The sequence below is a fragment of the Sphingomonas sp. GW821-FHT03E12 genome, assembly GCF_059420685.1.
In genome coordinates this window covers 548,715-565,118 of the sequence record NZ_JBWKUF010000003.1, presented here as the reverse complement: position 1 = coordinate 565,118, position 16,404 = coordinate 548,715, and the positions used below count along the sequence as shown (strand labels likewise).

The 16,404-nt window shown below is 65.9% G+C and carries 18 protein-coding genes; 11 read left to right on the top strand and 7 right to left on the bottom strand.

All coding sequences use genetic code 11. From position 1 onward, the window contains the following. The first annotated feature begins 71 nt into the window (after positions 1-71). Together AC07TU_RS12445 and AC07TU_RS12440 are read left to right on the top strand one after the other, a co-directional pair. Complete coding sequence (locus AC07TU_RS12445; RefSeq protein WP_495188212.1) at positions 72-1,325, top strand: class I SAM-dependent methyltransferase; 1,254 nt, start codon at positions 72-74, stop codon at positions 1,323-1,325. Between the two features lie 12 nt (positions 1,326-1,337). Further along, complete coding sequence (locus AC07TU_RS12440; protein ID WP_495188211.1) at positions 1,338-2,498, top strand: serine hydrolase domain-containing protein; 1,161 nt, start codon at positions 1,338-1,340, stop codon at positions 2,496-2,498. A gap of 3 nt (positions 2,499-2,501) precedes the next feature. Here the strand turns inward: AC07TU_RS12440 and AC07TU_RS12435 are convergent, their stop codons facing one another. Then, on the bottom strand, positions 2,502-4,805 hold the full coding sequence (locus AC07TU_RS12435; protein WP_495188210.1) for a hypothetical protein: 2,304 nt from the start codon (positions 4,803-4,805) through the stop codon (positions 2,502-2,504). Positions 4,806-4,886: 81 nt separating this feature from the next. On the opposite strand from AC07TU_RS12435, the gene AC07TU_RS12430 reads away from it, so the two are divergent. Next, positions 4,887-5,180 (top strand): Hpt domain-containing protein, encoded by a 294-nt coding sequence (locus tag AC07TU_RS12430; protein WP_495188209.1) that lies wholly within the window; start codon positions 4,887-4,889, stop codon positions 5,178-5,180. Between the two features lie 189 nt (positions 5,181-5,369). Here the strand turns inward: AC07TU_RS12430 and AC07TU_RS12425 are convergent, their stop codons facing one another. Then, positions 5,370-5,882 (bottom strand): hypothetical protein, encoded by a 513-nt coding sequence (locus AC07TU_RS12425; protein WP_495188208.1) that lies wholly within the window; start codon positions 5,880-5,882, stop codon positions 5,370-5,372. 81 nt (positions 5,883-5,963) lie between these two features. After that, entirely contained in the window at positions 5,964-6,500 is a 537-nt protein-coding gene (locus AC07TU_RS12420; RefSeq protein WP_495188207.1) for a nuclear transport factor 2 family protein, read from the bottom strand. 85 nt (positions 6,501-6,585) lie between these two features. On the opposite strand from AC07TU_RS12420, the gene AC07TU_RS12415 reads away from it, so the two are divergent. Further along, positions 6,586-7,425, top strand: coding sequence for a hypothetical protein (locus AC07TU_RS12415; protein WP_495188206.1), 840 nt, complete (start codon positions 6,586-6,588; stop codon positions 7,423-7,425). Positions 7,426-7,451: 26 nt separating this feature from the next. Here AC07TU_RS12415 and AC07TU_RS12410 read toward each other — a convergent pair whose 3' ends face one another. Next, positions 7,452-8,630 carry a vWA domain-containing protein gene (locus AC07TU_RS12410; protein ID WP_495188205.1) on the bottom strand — a complete coding sequence of 393 codons (1,179 nt, stop codon included), beginning with the start codon at positions 8,628-8,630 and terminating at the stop codon, positions 7,452-7,454. A gap of 177 nt (positions 8,631-8,807) precedes the next feature. Beyond that, the gene (locus AC07TU_RS12405; RefSeq protein WP_495188204.1) at positions 8,808-9,386 is read right to left on the bottom strand and encodes a CHAP domain-containing protein; all 579 of its coding nucleotides are present in this window, start codon (positions 9,384-9,386) and stop codon (positions 8,808-8,810) included. A gap of 121 nt (positions 9,387-9,507) precedes the next feature. Between AC07TU_RS12405 and guaA the strand changes: the two genes are divergently transcribed. From guaA to AC07TU_RS12385, 4 genes are all read left to right on the top strand, one after another. Then, a complete protein-coding gene (gene guaA / locus AC07TU_RS12400; RefSeq protein WP_495188203.1) occupies positions 9,508-11,064 on the top strand; it encodes a glutamine-hydrolyzing GMP synthase in 1,557 nt (518 codons plus the stop codon). 24 nt (positions 11,065-11,088) lie between these two features. Then, positions 11,089-11,694 (top strand): hypothetical protein, encoded by a 606-nt coding sequence (locus AC07TU_RS12395; protein ID WP_495188202.1) that lies wholly within the window; start codon positions 11,089-11,091, stop codon positions 11,692-11,694. Next, positions 11,691-12,038 (top strand): arsenate reductase, encoded by a 348-nt coding sequence (locus tag AC07TU_RS12390; RefSeq protein WP_495188201.1) that lies wholly within the window; start codon positions 11,691-11,693, stop codon positions 12,036-12,038. Before AC07TU_RS12395 ends, AC07TU_RS12390 begins: the two co-directional genes overlap by 4 nt. A gap of 71 nt (positions 12,039-12,109) precedes the next feature. Continuing rightward, the gene (locus tag AC07TU_RS12385) at positions 12,110-12,547 is read left to right on the top strand and encodes a hypothetical protein (RefSeq protein ID WP_495188200.1); all 438 of its coding nucleotides are present in this window, start codon (positions 12,110-12,112) and stop codon (positions 12,545-12,547) included. 66 nt (positions 12,548-12,613) lie between these two features. Here AC07TU_RS12385 and AC07TU_RS12380 read toward each other — a convergent pair whose 3' ends face one another. Together AC07TU_RS12380 and AC07TU_RS12375 are read right to left on the bottom strand one after the other, a co-directional pair. Beyond that, positions 12,614-12,829: a helix-turn-helix transcriptional regulator gene (locus AC07TU_RS12380; protein ID WP_495188199.1), complete on the bottom strand. Its 216-nt coding sequence runs from the start codon at positions 12,827-12,829 to the stop codon at positions 12,614-12,616. A gap of 7 nt (positions 12,830-12,836) precedes the next feature. Next, positions 12,837-13,301, bottom strand: a complete 465-nt coding sequence (locus AC07TU_RS12375; protein WP_495188198.1) for a hypothetical protein — start codon at positions 13,299-13,301, stop codon at positions 12,837-12,839. Between the two features lie 126 nt (positions 13,302-13,427). Between AC07TU_RS12375 and panB the strand changes: the two genes are divergently transcribed. The 3 genes from panB (at position 13,428) to AC07TU_RS12360 (ending at position 16,382) form a co-directional block, all read left to right on the top strand. Next, the gene (panB, locus tag AC07TU_RS12370; protein WP_495188394.1) at positions 13,428-14,288 is read left to right on the top strand and encodes a 3-methyl-2-oxobutanoate hydroxymethyltransferase; all 861 of its coding nucleotides are present in this window, start codon (positions 13,428-13,430) and stop codon (positions 14,286-14,288) included. A 70-nt stretch (positions 14,289-14,358) separates the two neighbouring features. Beyond that, complete coding sequence (locus tag AC07TU_RS12365; RefSeq protein ID WP_495188197.1) at positions 14,359-15,063, top strand: tetratricopeptide repeat protein; 705 nt, start codon at positions 14,359-14,361, stop codon at positions 15,061-15,063. Beyond that, entirely contained in the window at positions 15,060-16,382 is a 1,323-nt protein-coding gene (locus AC07TU_RS12360) for an outer membrane protein assembly factor BamB family protein (protein ID WP_495188196.1), read from the top strand. Before AC07TU_RS12365 ends, AC07TU_RS12360 begins: the two co-directional genes overlap by 4 nt. The last annotated feature ends 22 nt before the right edge of the window (positions 16,383-16,404 follow it).

Here is a 16,404-nt window from a genome sequence, read left to right as displayed (position 1 = left end):
TTCGACGAAAGTCGTTACGGGCACGCTAGTTGCCCCTTGCCCGACTCAACCGCGCGTGCATTGTTCGCGATATGCAAGCACCGGCTAAAAATCGAGGCCGCCGGGATGGCTGGGGGAGCGGCGCGCAGGCGGGCGGGATGCTCATCGCCCTTGCCACGCCGCTGCTGCACAAGTTGCTCGACCGGATCGATGCTGGGCTCGCTTACGGCGCAATCGAATTGACTTTGCCCGGCGGCAAGGGACGGCGGCTCGGCGGGCGTGCACCGGGGCCGGAGGCGCTGGTCGATATCCGAAACTGGCGCGCGTTGTGGCGGCTGGCCACCGGTGGGTCGATCGGCTGGTACGAGGCATGGCAGGCGCGCGAATGGACCAGCCCCGATCCCGTTCCGCTGTTCGACCTGTTCATGCGCAACCGCGCGACATTGGGCGATGCTGGCCGGGCGCAGGGAATTTCACGGCTCGCAAAGCGGGTCTGGCACTGGATGCGTCGCAACGATCGAGACGGCGCGCGGCGCAACATCGCCTATCACTATGATCTGGGGAATGATTTCTACGCGCCCTGGCTAGATGCCGGCATGACCTATTCCAGCGCGTTGTTCGGCGAACCCGGCATGTCGCTGGAAGACGCGCAGGCGGCGAAATTGGCGGCGATCCTCGAACGGACAGGTACCAAGCCGGGCGACTCGATCCTCGAAATCGGCTGTGGCTGGGGTTCGTTCGCGGAGATCGCGGCGCGGGGCGGCCGCAAGGTCCATGGTCTCACCCTTTCGACCGAGCAGAAGGCCTATGTCGATACGCGGATGAACGCAGCCGGGCTGAACGGCGTCGAAGTCTCGCTGACCGACTATCGCGATGTGGGCGGCCAATATGATGCGGTTGCGAGCATCGAGATGGTAGAGGCGGTGGGTGAAGCCTATTGGCCCGCCTATCTTCAGGCGATCGCCAAAGCCCTGAAACCCGGTGGCCGCGCCGCGATCCAGTATATCGCGATCGATGACGCGATCTTCGATGCCTATGCCCGCAACGTCGACTTCATCCAGACCTACGTGTTCCCTGGTGGCCTGCTGCTGTCGGAGGACCGTTTCCGCGCGATCGCGGCGGAGCAGGGGCTGAGCTGGCATGATCGCCGTGAATTCGGGCTGGACTATGCCGATACACTGAAAATCTGGCGCGAACGGTTCGACGATGCGGTTGCATCAGGCCGGATACCGGCAGAATTCGATCCGCATTTCATCGATTTGTGGCGATTCTATCTCATGTATTGTGAAGGCGGGTTCCGCGGTGGCGGGATCTGGGTGGCGCAGGTGACGTTGATAAAGGACTGAAGGGAGAGGGGCATGCGGACGGTCGGGATCGCGCTTTCGGCGCTGGCGTTGTGGGGTTGTGCGCCCACGGCCCAGACAGCGGCACCTGCTCCCGCCGCGAAGGATGAGGCCAGGCTGCGGCAGGTCGGGGCCGCGGTGCTGTTCTGGTCGGCCGAGGAGCGGCTGAAGAATTTCCCGGCGATGGAGAAGATCTTCCCCGGCCATGTCGTGAAGGCCGGTGGCAAGGTGAGGCCGCTGCCTGAAGGCGCGCCGCTCCCGATTGCGGAGGCCGACGTCGATGCCTTCATGGCGGCGCAGAATGTCGCCGGGCTGCTGGTGCTTCAGGACGGCAAGATCCGGCTCGAACGCTATGCACTGGGCTATTCGCGCGAGGGGCGCTGGACGAGCTTCTCGGTCGCCAAGTCGGTGACATCGACGCTGGTCGGTGCGGCGATCAAGGACGGTTATATCAAATCGCTCGATGAGCCGGTGACCAAGTACATCCCCGATCTTGCCGGCGGCGGCTATGACGGAGTGACGATCCGCCAGATCCTGACGATGACCTCCGGCGTGCGATGGAACGAGGATTATACCGATCCCAACAGCGACGTGGCGCGGATGTTCGCCGAGGCGGTTCCGCCGGGGCAGGATCCGACCGTCGCCTATATGCGCAAGCTGCCGCGTGCCGATCCGCCGGGCAGCAAGTTCGTCTACAAGACCGGTGAGACCAACCTGATCGGCGTGCTGGTGCGGCGCGCGACGAAGAAGAAGCTGTCGGACTATCTGAGCGAGAAGATCTGGCGCCGCTACGGCATGGAGCGCGACGCCTTCTGGATGACCGATCAGAGCGGCGCGGAAGTCAGCGGCTGCTGCCTCTCGGTCTCGCTGCGCGATTATGGGCGGATCGGGCAGATGACGCTGGAAGGCGGGAAGGGGATCGTCCCCAATAGCTGGTTCGCGGACGCGACCAAGAGCCATGCGACGCATCCGGGCGGCGGCTATGGCTATCAATGGTGGACTCTCCCCGGCGGCTATTATGCCGCGCAGGGGATCTTCGGGCAGGTGATCCTGGTCGATCCCGCGACCAGGGTCGTCATGGTGACCAGCGCCGCCTGGCCCAAGGCGAGCGACCGTGCGCTGTACATGCAGCGGCTGGCGTTCGGGATGAAGGTGCTCGAGGCAGCGAAGAAATAGCGGTCAGGTGCGCAGGCGCTCGATCGCCTGCGCCAGCGCGACGTAGAGCTTGCCCATGTCGGAGGAGAGCAGGGTGACGCCGAGCGGCGAGCCGTCGCGCAGCGCGAGCACCTGACGCAGCATTGCCTCGAAATCGTGGATGTAGCGGTTCACTTGCTCACGGAAATGCGGGTCGCTGTCGTAGAGGCCGGCAATCTCGCGCGCGTCGCCGCTGTCGAGCAGGCGGACGGCGCGGCGGGTGAAGACGCCGCGGTCACCCTTCAGATAGGCCGACCACGCGCTGTCGGAAACCTCGTGCGCGAACGCCTTGGTGATGTCGATCGCGGCCGAGTTGAGCGCCTCGACCAGCAGCGAGACGCGGCGGGCGAAATTGTCGCGATCGGCTTCTTCGCGCTCGGCGCGCCCTTCCTCGATGCGGCGCTCCACCGTGGCGGCGGCTTCGCCGATGTTCATCATCTGCTGGGTGAGATGTTCCGAGGCGCGCCCGGCGGTCGCGACCGCATTCTCGGACACGAGGCTGAGCTCGACCAGCTGCTGGCGGACGCCTGCATCGACTGCGCGGCGCATTGCGGCGCTGCCGGCTTCCTCCAGCCGCCGTTCGGCCTCGGGGACGAGGCCCGAAAGGGTCGCACGTGCCTGTTCGGCGGCGGCTGCGGCAGTCTCGCGGATGCGGAGCAGCGCATCGACCAGCTGCGGCGCCGCGTCGTCGGCAAAACGGCGGGCATTGGCGATGGCGCGATCGACGATCTCTTCGAGCTGATCGGTCTTCTCATGTCCCGAATCGAGCGTTTCGATGAGCGCGGCCTGAGTCTTGATCAGCGTTTCGCGCTGGCGCGAGACGACGTCCGCAATCGCCTCGATCGCGTCGTGCGTGCTCTCGGCGGCGGTGACGAGGGCAAGCAGCTCGGGCTTGGCGCCGGTGATGACGGTGCGGGTGGCGCTGATGCGATCCTCGAGCCGGGTCAGCGCCTCGGGCATCGTCTCGTCGATCTCGCGCGCCGAGGAATCGAGGGCGGTAAGCAGGTCTTCGGCGGTGGCGATGACGCGGCGCGCGGTCTCGTCGCCGACCTTGAGCGTCTCGGTCATCGCGGCGGTCGAGCTGTCGAGTGCGCTGACCGAGGCGGCGAGCGCCTGGGTGCGATCCATGCCCGCCGAATGGAGTGCGGCCATCGCGCCGTCGGCCTGGGCGATCCCGCCGGTGACCGAAGCGAGCAGGATGTCGATCCGCGTCTGCTCTTCGCCGAGCTTCTCGGCGATGCGGCTGATCGTCTGCTCGACTTCGCCGATGCGGGTGCCGACGGTCTCGATGCTCTCGCGGCCGGCGGCGTCGAGCGAGGCCTGATTGGCGGCGAGCATCGCCAGCATGGCTTCGCCCTGCGTTGCGATACCCTTGCGCGCCTCGTCCACCGCGGCAGCGGTCCGATCCAGCATCGCATCGACCGTGCCCGACATCTGGTCGGCGACGCCCTCCAGCCGGGCGCCCGCGGTCTCGCTGGTCGCTTCCATCTTGGCGATGTGGGCGGCAAGGCGCTGGGCTGCGCCGCCCGCGACGGTATCAGCCTCACGGCCCCGTTCAGCGAGCGCGGAGAGCTGGGCATCGAGCGCGGCGGCATGCTCGCCCGCCTTGAGGCCTGCGGCGTCGAGGGTGGCGGCCATGCCGGTCATGCCTTCATGTGCCTTGGGCAGCGAGGCGAGGACGATGGCGACGCTCTTTTCGGCGGTCGCCGCGCTTTCCATCAGGATCTTCGCGCTGGCATCGACCGAGCGGGCCTCTGCGGCCATGCCATTGGACACGGCCTGGAGGCGTTCGGCAGCGCCGTCGCCCATCGCCATCAGCGCGGTCGTCTGTGCGGCGAGCGCGGCGCGGTTCGCCTCGATCTTGCGGGCAAGGGTCGCGACGACACGCTCGAGGCTCGCGGCTTCCTCGCGCATCGCACGCGCCGTGTTGCCGAAGCGGCGCGCCTCGGTGCGGCTCGACCGGCGCGCGAGCAGCCAGAGGATACCGATCAGGATCGGCGGAATGCAGAGCGCGGCGATCAGCTGGACGAGCTGAACCGCGGGCATGCCGGCGGCGAAGGCGGGTTGGAGCAACCAGCCCATCACGCCGAACCAGGCGAGGGTGAGGCCCGCGGCGAGCAGGGGCACCAGCCATTCACCGGGTGCGCGGTAGATCTCTTCCGGCTCGATATCCTCGGCCGGATCATAGGCCGGGTGCGCGGCGCTGGCCTGCGCAATGGGCTCCTCGACGAGCATCAGCTCGTCTTCCTCGTTCGCCGCAAAGCCGGCTGCTTTGGTTCCCCCGTTCATCGTCCCAATCTAGCACGGTTGGGCGCGATCGGAATAGCGCTGAGAAACCAGTCGTTAAGCACAGCCCGATACACGCACGGCATGGCTTATGATCCCGGTGCAATCGATGCGACTCTGGCGGCGGCGGTGGGCGACGAGCCCGGCCTGATCGCCGAGCTTCGCGGAGCGTTTCTGGACAGCGCGAAGCGCGGGCTGAAGGCGCTCGCTTCCGCCAACGACCCGGAGGCGTGGCGCACCGCCGCGCTCCGGCTGAAGGGGCTGTCGGCAAGCTTCGGCGCGGTACGGCTGATGGCGCTGGCGCAGGAAGCGGCGGATGCGCCTGCGGGGGATTCGGGAATCCTGCGCAAGCTGCAGCGCGCGGTGGAGCGGCTCTGAACGCCACGCGCTGAACGCGAAAAGTCCCAAAAGTCACACTGCCACGCGCGCGGGGCGGTTGACGAAGCCGACATATTTCGCGGGTTTTCGCACGCATGTGTCAAGCGGGGCTGGTTGACGATCTCAAAGAGCGGGATCGAGCCAAGCAGTCGAAATCCAACATTTCAAGCATCTGCGCCGGTGCGGGGATCAATTCTTGAACGGGTCGCTCGGGTTCGTCTTTGCCCTGGCTTCCGCGCATCTGCGCAGCGCCCAGACATGGCCGCCGCTGCCATAGGAAATATCGATATCGGCGACGTTCACGTCTCCCCGATTGATCTTGAGCCGGGATGCGTTCTCCGTATGCGCCAGAAAATCGCGGCCATTGAGCGCGTCGGTCAGAATGCTGGTCGATTTATCGACCACGCCTTCGAACGGAACCCCCGGATATTCGACGCTCCTGCCATCCTTGAGCGTGAGCACAACGCCGAGCTTGTAGATCTCGCCGTCTTTGAGACTGCGGAAGCTCGGGTCGCCGATCGCGAGGCGCAGATCGTTGCGGCGCTCGTCAAACCCGATACCGATGACGACATCGCGCTCGAACGCCTTGAGGATCATGCAACCATTGTCGGTGGGAACCAGCTTCCAGCCATTATAGTGGGTCGCGAAGCCGGGAACCTGCTGGGCCGCCAACCCCAGCGCCAATGCGGTCAACAATACCATCTCTTCCCCTGAAAGCTGGCGTCTGCACAGGTGAGCGTGCCAGCGATCGGGCCGGCTGTCCACGGACCGGCAAAGCAGATGCTAGCCGGCGGTTCGGGTCACCTGAATATGGATGGCCCGCCATTCGCCCGCGATGCGGCGGAAGGTGTCGGTGAAACGGAAGCTGCTTGAAAAACGCTTGCCGCCGGAGGTCCCGCTGAGCGTGGTCGCGGCGCTGACCATGAACGCGTCCGGGCCGAGCCGGACGACCACCCGATCGACGAGCTTCACCGGATCATAGCGGTCGCCCGAGGCGGTCCAGCCGTCGATGAACGCCTTCTTGCCTGCCCGCTTGCCGTCGGATTGGATGAAGACCAGTCCGTCATCGACCATGCGTTCGAGCGCCGCCCGGTCCTGTGTGAGCTGAGCGCGGTCGAATGCATCGGCGACCGCGATGAGATCTGCGTTGCGCGGCCCGGTGACGATGGTTTCCGCAGCCGGGGCCGCGGATGCGGCCAGCGGGGCGGCAAGGGTGAGAAGGCCGACGTCGCTTTGCACTACCGGTGCGGGCGATGCCTGGAGCGATGGCACCGGTGCCGCTAGCAGGGCGATGAAGAAGAGGCGGATCCGAATGCGCATGCGCTGATTTCCCTGGCTTGCCGATGCCTTGCCGCGAGATGATTCTCCGCTACATTTCCAGCCCGTTCATGGGGGAGGAAACACGATGTCGCGCAGGCTGATCGCTTTGGCAATCTGCATAGGCCTGGCCGGGCCGGCTCAATCGGAGAAGCTGACGGCATCACAGAAGCCGGCTCCCAAGTGGCAGGTCAATATCGCACCCGCGCAATGCACGCTGACTGGCGCCGTCGAACATCCCGTGGCGAGCAGGATCGCGGTATCGACCGTCCCCGGCTCGGGCGACTATGTCGTGACGCTTGCCGGTGGCGCCCTGCATCGGCGAACCAACCTGTCCCAGGCACCTGTCCGCGTCGGTTTCGACGTGGCGGGCGAGCAGCTTCCAGGTTTCGCGACCTTCCTTCGTCTGAAGGAAAATGGCCGAGCGATCCGTATCGCCGGATTGCCAGCCACGTTTCCCGAGCGATTCGAACGCGCATCGACGATTTCGGTCGAGGGCGCCGGAGGGCCGATCGGGCCCGTCGCGATTTCGGGAGCGGCCAAGGCCAAGGCGATCAGCGCGCTGAAGACTTGCGTGACCGATCAGCTGGTGGAATGGGGCGCGAATCCCGAACAGTTCAAACCGGGCGGCACCCCGGCGGCGGCCAAGACTGACCCCGACAGCTGGCTCACCCCGGCGCAGCGCACGAAGCTGCCGTTCGTCGAGGACGACATGGATCTTGTGCTGAAGCTCTCGATCACACCGGAGGGCGTCGTGGACGGCTGCGAACAGGTGGCCGGGCTGACGAACGCACCCGCGAGCAAGATGGCGTGCGGAATGCTGCAGACGCGCGCGCTATTTGCACCCGCGCGCAATTCCGCCGGCGTTCCGGTCCGGGGCGCGGGCGCGTATCGGATCCAGCAAGCCCGGCGCGTCACCATCGGCTAGCGGCGAACGCGCGGCTGCGGCCAGAATCAGGTTTTCCGGCTCAGCTCGCGCATCGCGTCGTCGAGACCTGCGAGCGTGAGCGGATACATTCGGTCGTTCATCAGCTCACGGAGGATGCGGACCGACTGCGAATAGCCCCATTGCTCCTCGGGGATCGGGTTGAGCCAGACGGCGGCGGGATAGGTGTTGGTGACGCGCTGCATCCAGGCGGCGCCCGCTTCCTCGTTGAAATGTTCGACCGAACCGCCGGGGTGACTGATCTCGTACGGGCTCATCGAGGCGTCGCCGACGAAGATCACCTTATAGTCGTGGCCATATTTGTGGAGCACGTCCCAGGTCGGGGTACGTTCGGTGAAGCGGCGGCGATTGTCCTTCCACACGCCTTCGTAGAGGCAGTTGTGGAAGTAGAAGAATTCGAGATTCTTGAACTCCGACGTCGCGGCGCTGAACAGTTCCTCGCAAAGCTTGACCCAGGGGTCCATCGACCCGCCGACATCGAGGAAGAGGAGGAGCTTGACCGCATTGTGCCGCTCCGGGCGCATATGGATGTCGAGCCAGCCCTGGCGGGCGGTGCCGTCGATCGTCGCGTCGATATCGAGCTCGTCCGCCGCGCCTTCGCGGGCGAACCGGCGCAGGCGGCGCATCGCGACCTTGATGTTGCGGGTGCCGAGTTCGCGGGTAGAGTCGAGATTCTTGAACTCGCGCTGATCCCAGACCTTGAGCGCGCGCTTGTGGACGCTCTCGCCGCCGATGCGGACGCCTTCGGGATTGTAGCCCGAATTGCCATAGGGGGAGGTGCCGCCGGTGCCGACCCATTTGTTGCCGCCCTGATGCCGGCCCTGCTGCTCCTCGAGCCGCTGCTTGAGCGTCTCCATGATCTCGTCCCACGAGCCGAGCGACTTGATCGCCTCCATCTCCTCGGGGGTGAGGTATTTCTCGGCGACGGCCTTGAGCCAGTCTTCGGGAATGTCGGCGGTCTGGGTGCCGAAGGTAGTGGAGATACCGCGGAACACCTTGGCGAAGACCTGATCGAAGCGGTCGAGCAGCCCCTCGTCCTTCACGAAGGTCGCGCGGGCGAGATAGTAGAAGGCCTCTGGCGTGCGGTCGATCACATCGCGGTCGAGCGCTTCGAGAAGGATCAGATGCTCCTTCATGCTGGCGGGAATGCCCGCGGCGCGGAGCTGGTCGACAAAGCTGAAGAACATGCGGGGAGTGTGGCGGAGGCAAGCTGGCGCGTCCAGCCTTCTCCCGTCATCCCCGCCTTGTGCCGGGATCCACCGGGCGTCGGGCGGCGAAGCTAGAGGCTCAAGGGCATAGCTTGAGGCACCGTGGACCCCGGCACGAGGCCGGGGTGACGACCCTAGTTTGGGGTTGGCGGGACCTTACCGCGCATAGGCGTCGATCAGCGAGCCGACATAGTCGGGGCGATCGCCGGTCAGCTCGGCGGCAGGGCGGGCACGGGCGACCTTGGCGCCGCTCGCGGGGCGGCCGTAAATGAAGCCGTGAACGGGGTAGGTGGTGCTGCCGAGACCGCGGGTGTCGCGGTACCAGACCTTGACCTGGCTCCAGTCGCCGTGCGGCGAAACGTCGAACAGGGTTACGTCCTGCTCGACCTGTCCGCGCTTGCCGTCGAAGCGCGACCAGTTGGCGTGGGTGACCATGATGACGCGCGGTTCGATGATGCGGCTGACCACCGAAACATGGCCGAGGCGAAGGGCGTTCGACTTGGCGAAGGCGACGACCGAGCCGACCTCCGGCACGTCACCGCGCTGGTATTTGCCTTGCGCCTGACCCCACCAGGTCCAGGCGTCGCCCCAGATCTGGATGCCAGAGGCCTGGCGCGCAAAGGGCACGCATTCGCCGACATAATCGAGGATCGATGCCGACGCTGGCGCCGCGAGGAGGGATGCGGCGCCGAGCATCGACAAGACGATCCGGCGGGGGGTCCGGTTCGACTTCATGCATCCGGAGCTACGCCAATCCGCGCTTCGGAAGGGTTTGCGATCATGGTTAACGCGACATCGGCCATAAGTGCGGCGCCGACGCCTTTACACTCCGCGCGCACCTGCCTATCGCCCCGCCATGACACAGCCGGGCGAATCCATCCTCATCGTCGATTTCGGCAGCCAGGTGACCCAGCTCATCGCGCGCCGCGTGCGCGAAGCGGGCGTCTACAGCGAAATCGCTCCTTTCAACGCCGCCGCCGAGGCCTTTGAGCGGATGAAGCCGGGCGGGGTGATCCTGTCGGGCTCGCCGGCTTCGGTGCTCGAGGACGGGTCGCCGCGGGTTCCCGACGCGATCTTCGAGAGCGGGCTGCCGGTGCTGGGCATCTGCTACGGCCAGCAGGTGATGATGCAGCAGCTGGGCGGCAACGTGCAGCTGGGCGACAGCGGCGAATTCGGCCGCGCCTTTATCGAGATCGCCGACAGCTGCGTGCTGTTCGACGGCCTGTGGACCGAGGGCGAGACGCATCAGGTGTGGATGAGCCATGGCGACAAGGTGACCAGCCTTGCCCCCGGCTTCCGCCCGGTCGCGGCAAGCTCCGGCGCGCCGTTCGCGGTGATCGCCGACGATACGCGCCGCTATTACGCGATGCAGTTCCACCCGGAAGTGGTGCACACCCCGGACGGGGCCAAGCTGCTGGCGAATTTCGTACGGCATGTCTGCGGGCTCAAGGGCGACTGGACGATGGCGGAATTCCGCCAGACCAAGATCGAGGAAATCCGCAAGCAGGTCGGCACGGGCAAGGTGATCTGCGGGCTTTCGGGCGGCGTGGACTCGGCGGTCGCGGCGGTGTTGATCCATGAGGCGATCGGCGAGCAGCTGACCTGCGTGTTCGTCGACCACGGCCTGATGCGCAGCGGCGAGGCCGATCAGGTCGTGTCGCTGTTCCGCGGCCACTACAACATCCCGCTGGTGCATGTGAACGCGGAGACGCTGTTCCTGAACGGGCTGGCGGGGGTCACCGATCCCGAGGCCAAGCGCAAGTTCATCGGCAAGACCTTCATCGACGTGTTCGAGGAAGAGGCGAAGAAGATCGGCGGGGCGGAGTTCCTGGCGCAGGGCACGCTCTATCCCGACGTGATCGAGTCGGTGTCGTTTACGGGCGGGCCTTCGGTGACGATCAAGAGCCACCACAATGTCGGCGGCCTGCCCGAGCGGATGAACATGAAGCTGGTCGAGCCGCTGCGCGAACTGTTCAAGGACGAGGTCCGCGCGCTCGGCCGTGAGCTGGGGCTGCCCGATGTGTTCGTCGGTCGCCACCCGTTCCCTGGACCTGGTCTCGCGATCCGTATCCCGGGTGAGGTGACCAAGGAACGCTGCGATATCCTGCGCAAGGCGGACGCGGTGTATCTGGAAGAGATCCGCAACGCTGGCCTCTATGACGCGATCTGGCAGGCATTTGCGGTGCTGCTGCCGGTCAAGACCGTCGGCGTGATGGGCGACGGGCGCACCTATGACTCGGTGTGCGGCCTGCGCGCGGTGACCAGCACCGACGGCATGACCGCCGACGTCTATCCCTTCGATGCGAGCTTCCTGACGCGCGTGGCGACGCGGATCGTCAACGAGGTGAAGGGCGTCAACCGCGTGGTCTACGACTATACGTCGAAGCCGCCGGGCACGATCGAGTGGGAGTGAGTCGCTAGCTCAAGGAGACGGACGGTGCGGAACGCGTTTCTGGTCTCGACATGCCTGTTGCTGGCCGCCTGTGGCAGCGAGCCTGCCAACGTCACGTTCGAGCCGTCGAACGCTGTGGCGGAGCAGGTCGAGGCCTCCCCGGCGAACAACGCGACCGAAAGGCTCCTGGTCGAGGACAAACCGCTCCTGAACCTGTCGTCCGGCGCGTTGAGCCTGGTCGATCCCGTTAGCGGGCGTTCGCGCGAACTGGCGTTCGGCGCCGGACGGGCCGAGGTGGAGAGCGCAGTTGAGCTCGCTCTGGGCAAGGCAGCCGAGCGCGGATTGAATCGCGAATGCGGCGAGGGCGCGATGGACTTTGCGCGGATGCCGGGCGGGCTGCTGGTCTGGTTTCAGGAAGGCAAGTTCGTCGGCTGGTTCACCGACGATGCGACGACGAAGCTGACCACGGCGTCGGGGATCGGCATCGGATCGACCCGCAAGGATCTGACCGGCGTCTATGACGCTGAGATCAGCGAAAGCTCGCTCGGCGAGGAATTTACCGCAGGCGAGCTGTCGGGGCTGTTGAGCGGGCCCGGGCCAGCTGCCAAGGTAACCGCGATCTGGTCAGGACAGGTGTGCAACTTCCGATGACAATCTCCTTCTACGGCATCCCCAATTGCGACACGGTGAAGAAGGCGCGGGTTTGGCTCGACGCCAACGGGATCGCCTACGCTTTCCACGACTATAAGAAGGAAGGCGCGGACCCCGCCCGGCTGGCGAAATGGGCGCAGACGACCGGCTGGGAGAAGCTCCTCAACCGCGCCGGGACGACCTTCCGCAAGTTCGACGAGGCGGACAAGGCCGATATCGACGAGGCCAAGGCGCTGCGGCTGATGGCGGCGAACCCGTCGGTCATCAAGCGGCCTGTGGTCGAGTATCGCGGCGGCGTGCTGGTCGGGTTCAAGGCCGAGGAATGGGCCGCGGCGCTGCTCTGACGAAATGATTGGAAACTTCGTCATTTAGGGTAATCTGTTACCATCGAACGACCCTTGGGGGAGAAGTTCCGATGGCAACGCAATTTGCTCGGAAGCCGCCTGTCTGGTTCTACATCGTCGGCATCATCCTGCTTCTTTGGGGCCTGGCAGGATGCTGGGCCTTCTACATGCACATCACATTGGGCCCGGCTGCGAATCCGCAGGCGACGGATTGGGATCGCGCCTATTTCGCCGCCTTGCCCGGCTGGTTCGCGATCGACTTCGCGATAGCGGTTGGGGCCGGCGTGCTGGGATCGATCGCGCTGTTGCTGCGATCGAAATGGGCGGTGACGCTCTACTGGCTGTCGCTGATCGCGGTCGTCATCCAGTTCGGCTATATCTTCCTGGCGACCGACATGCTGGCGGTGAAGGGCGTATCGACGACCTTCTTCCCCGCCTTCATCTTCGCGATGGCGCTGTTCCAGCTCTGGTTCGCCGGCTTCGCGAAGAAGCGCGGCTGGCTCGGCTGAATCGCCGGCAAGGCCGGAACCGCGCATAGGGGAACGCGGCTCCGGCCAGTCAGCGGCCGCTGACGTTCACTTCCCCTGCCACTGGAACACTTCCTCCAATGGCTTTTTGAATATCTGGGCGATGCGGAACGCGGTTTCGAGCGTGGGCGAGTATTTGCCCTGCTCGATTGCGGCGATCGTCTGGCGTGTGACGCCGACGCGCTCGCCCAGCTCGGCCTGCGTCATCTCGCCCGCAAGGAAGCGGAGCGTGCGGATCTGATTGGTGATGGGGGGCATGGCCATGACCCGCTCACGCCTGACGACGATAGAGGACGAGCTGCCAGACCGAATGGACGATCGAGGCGAACACCAGCGCAGCCAGCAGGGCGTTGCCGACAAGCATCGCAGCGGCCGCACCGCCCGGCTGTCCCAGTGCCGCGGGGCCGGCAACGGTCAGTAGCGGCGTCGCGAGCATGACCGTGACGACGGCTACGCACAGCACGATATAGCCGGCGACAGCGGCGCGTCCTTCGATCTCGCGTTCGCGCGGGTCGGCGGGAAGCTCGGCTTCCGACGGGCGATGGACGGCGATGGCGATGATGGCTGCGATCTGGAGGATGACGAGCACGATCACCGCGCCGATGAATCCGCCCAGGGCGTCGCCCGGCTTGGGTTGCCCCGCAGCAAGCGACACGGCGAAGTGCGCGAAATAGATGCCCCAGACGAGTAGCCCCGTCGCGAGCGACGCCCATTGCACTTTTTCCCGATACGACATGATTGCTCCTCAATGTTCGATCAACGCGACTCGATGTAAAAAATATCGAACATTGAGTCAATGATATCGAACATTGCACGTGCCGTTTCGCTGGCACGGCCCGGAACGATCGGCTATCGCCGCGCCATGTCCACGACCTTCACGCTCGACACCTCCACCAGCCGCGCGCACCCGACTCCGGCCCCGATGAAACGGCTGACCGTGCCGGCGATCCAGGGACGCAAGGGCAAGGAGCCGGTGGTGATGCTCACCGCCTACACGGCGCGGATGGCCCAGCTGCTCGATCCGCACTGCGACGTGCTGCTGGTCGGCGACAGCCTGGGGCAGGTGATCTACGGCCTGCCCTCGACGCTGGCGGTGACGCTGGAGATGATGTGCGCGCATGGCGCCGCCGTGGTGCGGGGCAGCTATCATGCGGTGGTCGTGATCGACATGCCCTTCGGCAGCTACGAGGCGAGCCCGGAACAGGCGTTCGCGTCGGCGTCGCGCATCCTGGCCGAGACCGGCGCGGCCGCGGTGAAGCTCGAGGGCGGGGAGGCGATGGCCGAGACGGTCGCGTTCCTCACCGCTCGGGGTATCCCGGTGATGGGGCATATCGGCCTGACCCCGCAGGCGGTGAACGCACTGGGCGGCTATGGCGCGCGCGGACGCGGCAACGCCGAATATGCCAAGATCATCGGCGACGCGAAGGCGATCGCCGAAGCGGGAGCCTTCTCAATCGTCGCCGAAGGCGTGGTCGAGACGCTGGCGAACGAGATCGTCGCGGCGGTGGCCTGTCCGATCATCGGCATCGGCGCTTCGAACCAGTGCGACGGGCAGGTGCTGGTGACCGAGGACATGCTGGGCATGTTCGAGCGCACCCCGCGCTTCGTGAAGAAGTTCGACGATCTGGCTGGCCGCATTTCCGCCGCGGTTGAAACCTATGCCACCGCCGTGCGCGACCGGAGCTTCCCCGGCGACGAACAAGTCTATAAGCCCAAGGACTGATCCGCTTTCGTTTCCCGGAGACCGCGGCTAAGGTCCGCGCCCGAAATCCCTTACCCCGATGGAGTGACCCTTGGCGCTGAGCCCGCAAAGCAACGAAGCCTTTCTGCGCGAGGTCGATGAAGAACTGCGCAAGGATCAGGCGTTGCACGTCTGGCAGAATTACGGCCGCTGGATCATCGCTGCGGTGGTGGTTGGGCTGATCGCGTTCGCCGGCTGGCTCTATTGGCAGAGCCATAGCGACGGACGCCGCGGCGAAGAGGGCGAGAAGCTCAAGGCCGCGGTCAAGGCGCTGAGCGAGAACAAGGGCCAGGAAGCGGAAGGCCCGCTCAAGGAACTCGCCGGATCGAGCTCGACCGGGTTCAGCTCGGCTGCGCGGTTCGCGCAGGCCGATGCGCTGCTCGCCAAGAACGACCTGAAGGGCGGCGCAGCCGCTCTGGCGGCGATCGCGGCGGACAGCGGCGTGCCGCAGGAGTTCCGCGATCTGGCGCTGATCCGGCAGACCGCTGCCGAATATGATTCGCTGAAGCCCGATCAGGTCGTCGCGCGGCTCGGCAGCCTCGCGGTCAAGGACAGCCCCTGGTTCGGCAGCGCGGGCGAGATGGTCGCGATCGCGCAGCTTCGCCTGGGCAAGCGCGCCGAAGCGGGCAAGCTCTATGGCGAAATCTCGAAGACGGATGGCGTTCCGCGGGCAATCCGCACGCGCGCGCTCCAGATGGCGGGCGTTCTCGGCGTAGATGCCGTTGTGGACGCCGGAGAGGACAAGAAAGCGAAATGATGAAGTCGGTACGGGTTCCCGTCGCAATGGCGGCGCTGGTTGCGTTGAGCGCCTGCGGCATCTTCAAGGGTGGCGACAAGAAGACCCCGGTCCTGGGTCAGCGCGTGCCGATTCTGGCTTCGGAGACGAGCATCGTCGCCGATCCCACGATCGCCGAGGTGCAGGTTGTGGTGCCCGCGGCGGCATCGAACGAGGCATGGGGCCAGCCGGGCGGCAGTGCGGCGAAGGCGCTGGGCCATCTGGCATTGAGCGAGACGCCGGCCCGCATCTGGACCGCACGGATTCCGGGCACCAGCGGCCGTACGCGGCTTGCCGCTGCGCCGGTGGTTGCGAATGGCACGCTGTTCGTGATGGATACCGAAGGCGCGGTGCACGCATTCGACGCTGCAACCGGCGCCCGGCGCTGGCAGCTCTCGACCGTCAAGGGCGAAGAAAACCGCCGCGCGGCCTTTGGCGGCGGCGTGAGCGTCGATGGTGCGCGCCTCTATGCGACCAACGGCCTGGGCGACGTGGTGGCGATCGACGCCGCTGCGGGCAGCGAAGTGTGGCGCAAGAAGCCCGGCGGCCCACTGCGCGGCGCGCCGAGCGTCTGGGAAGGCAATCTCTACGTCGTTTCGCAGGATAACCAGCTCTTCGCGCTCTCGGCTGCGGACGGCAACACGATCTGGACCCAGTCGGGTACGCTCGAATCGCAGGGCGTGTTCGGAGTCGCTGCGCCTGCAGTGGCGCAGGGCACGGTCGTGGCCGGCTTCTCCTCGGGCGAGCTCAACGCCTATCGCTACGAGAATGGCCGCACATTGTGGAGCGACACGCTCTCGCGCTCGACCATGTCGACCTCGGTTTCGAGCCTTGCCGATATCGACGCAGAGCCGGTGATCGACCAGGGCCGCGTCTACGCGGTCGGGCAGGGCGGACGCATGGCAGCGGTCGAGCTCGCGACCGGCCAGCGCCTGTGGGAGCAGAATATCGCCGGCATCTCGACCCCGTGGATCGCGGGCGAGTGGCTGTTTGTCGTCACCGACGACGCGCGGCTCGTCTGCGTCGCGCGCGGCACCGGCAAGGTCCGCTGGATCTCGCAGCTTCGCGGTTTCCGTAACGAGGAAAAGAAGAAGAACGCGATCACCTGGGTCGGTCCGGTTCTGGCGGGGAACAAGCTGTGGCTTGCCAATTCGCGGGGCGAGCTGGTGTCGGTATCGCCGACCGACGGCGCTGTCGGTGCGACGATCGAGGGCAAGGACGCGGTGAGCCTCAGCCCCGTGGTCGCCGGAGGTGTGCTTTACCTCCTCAGCGACAAGGGTGAGATCACCGCCTATCGCTGAGCGCCGCGTTGGGATAGGAGGC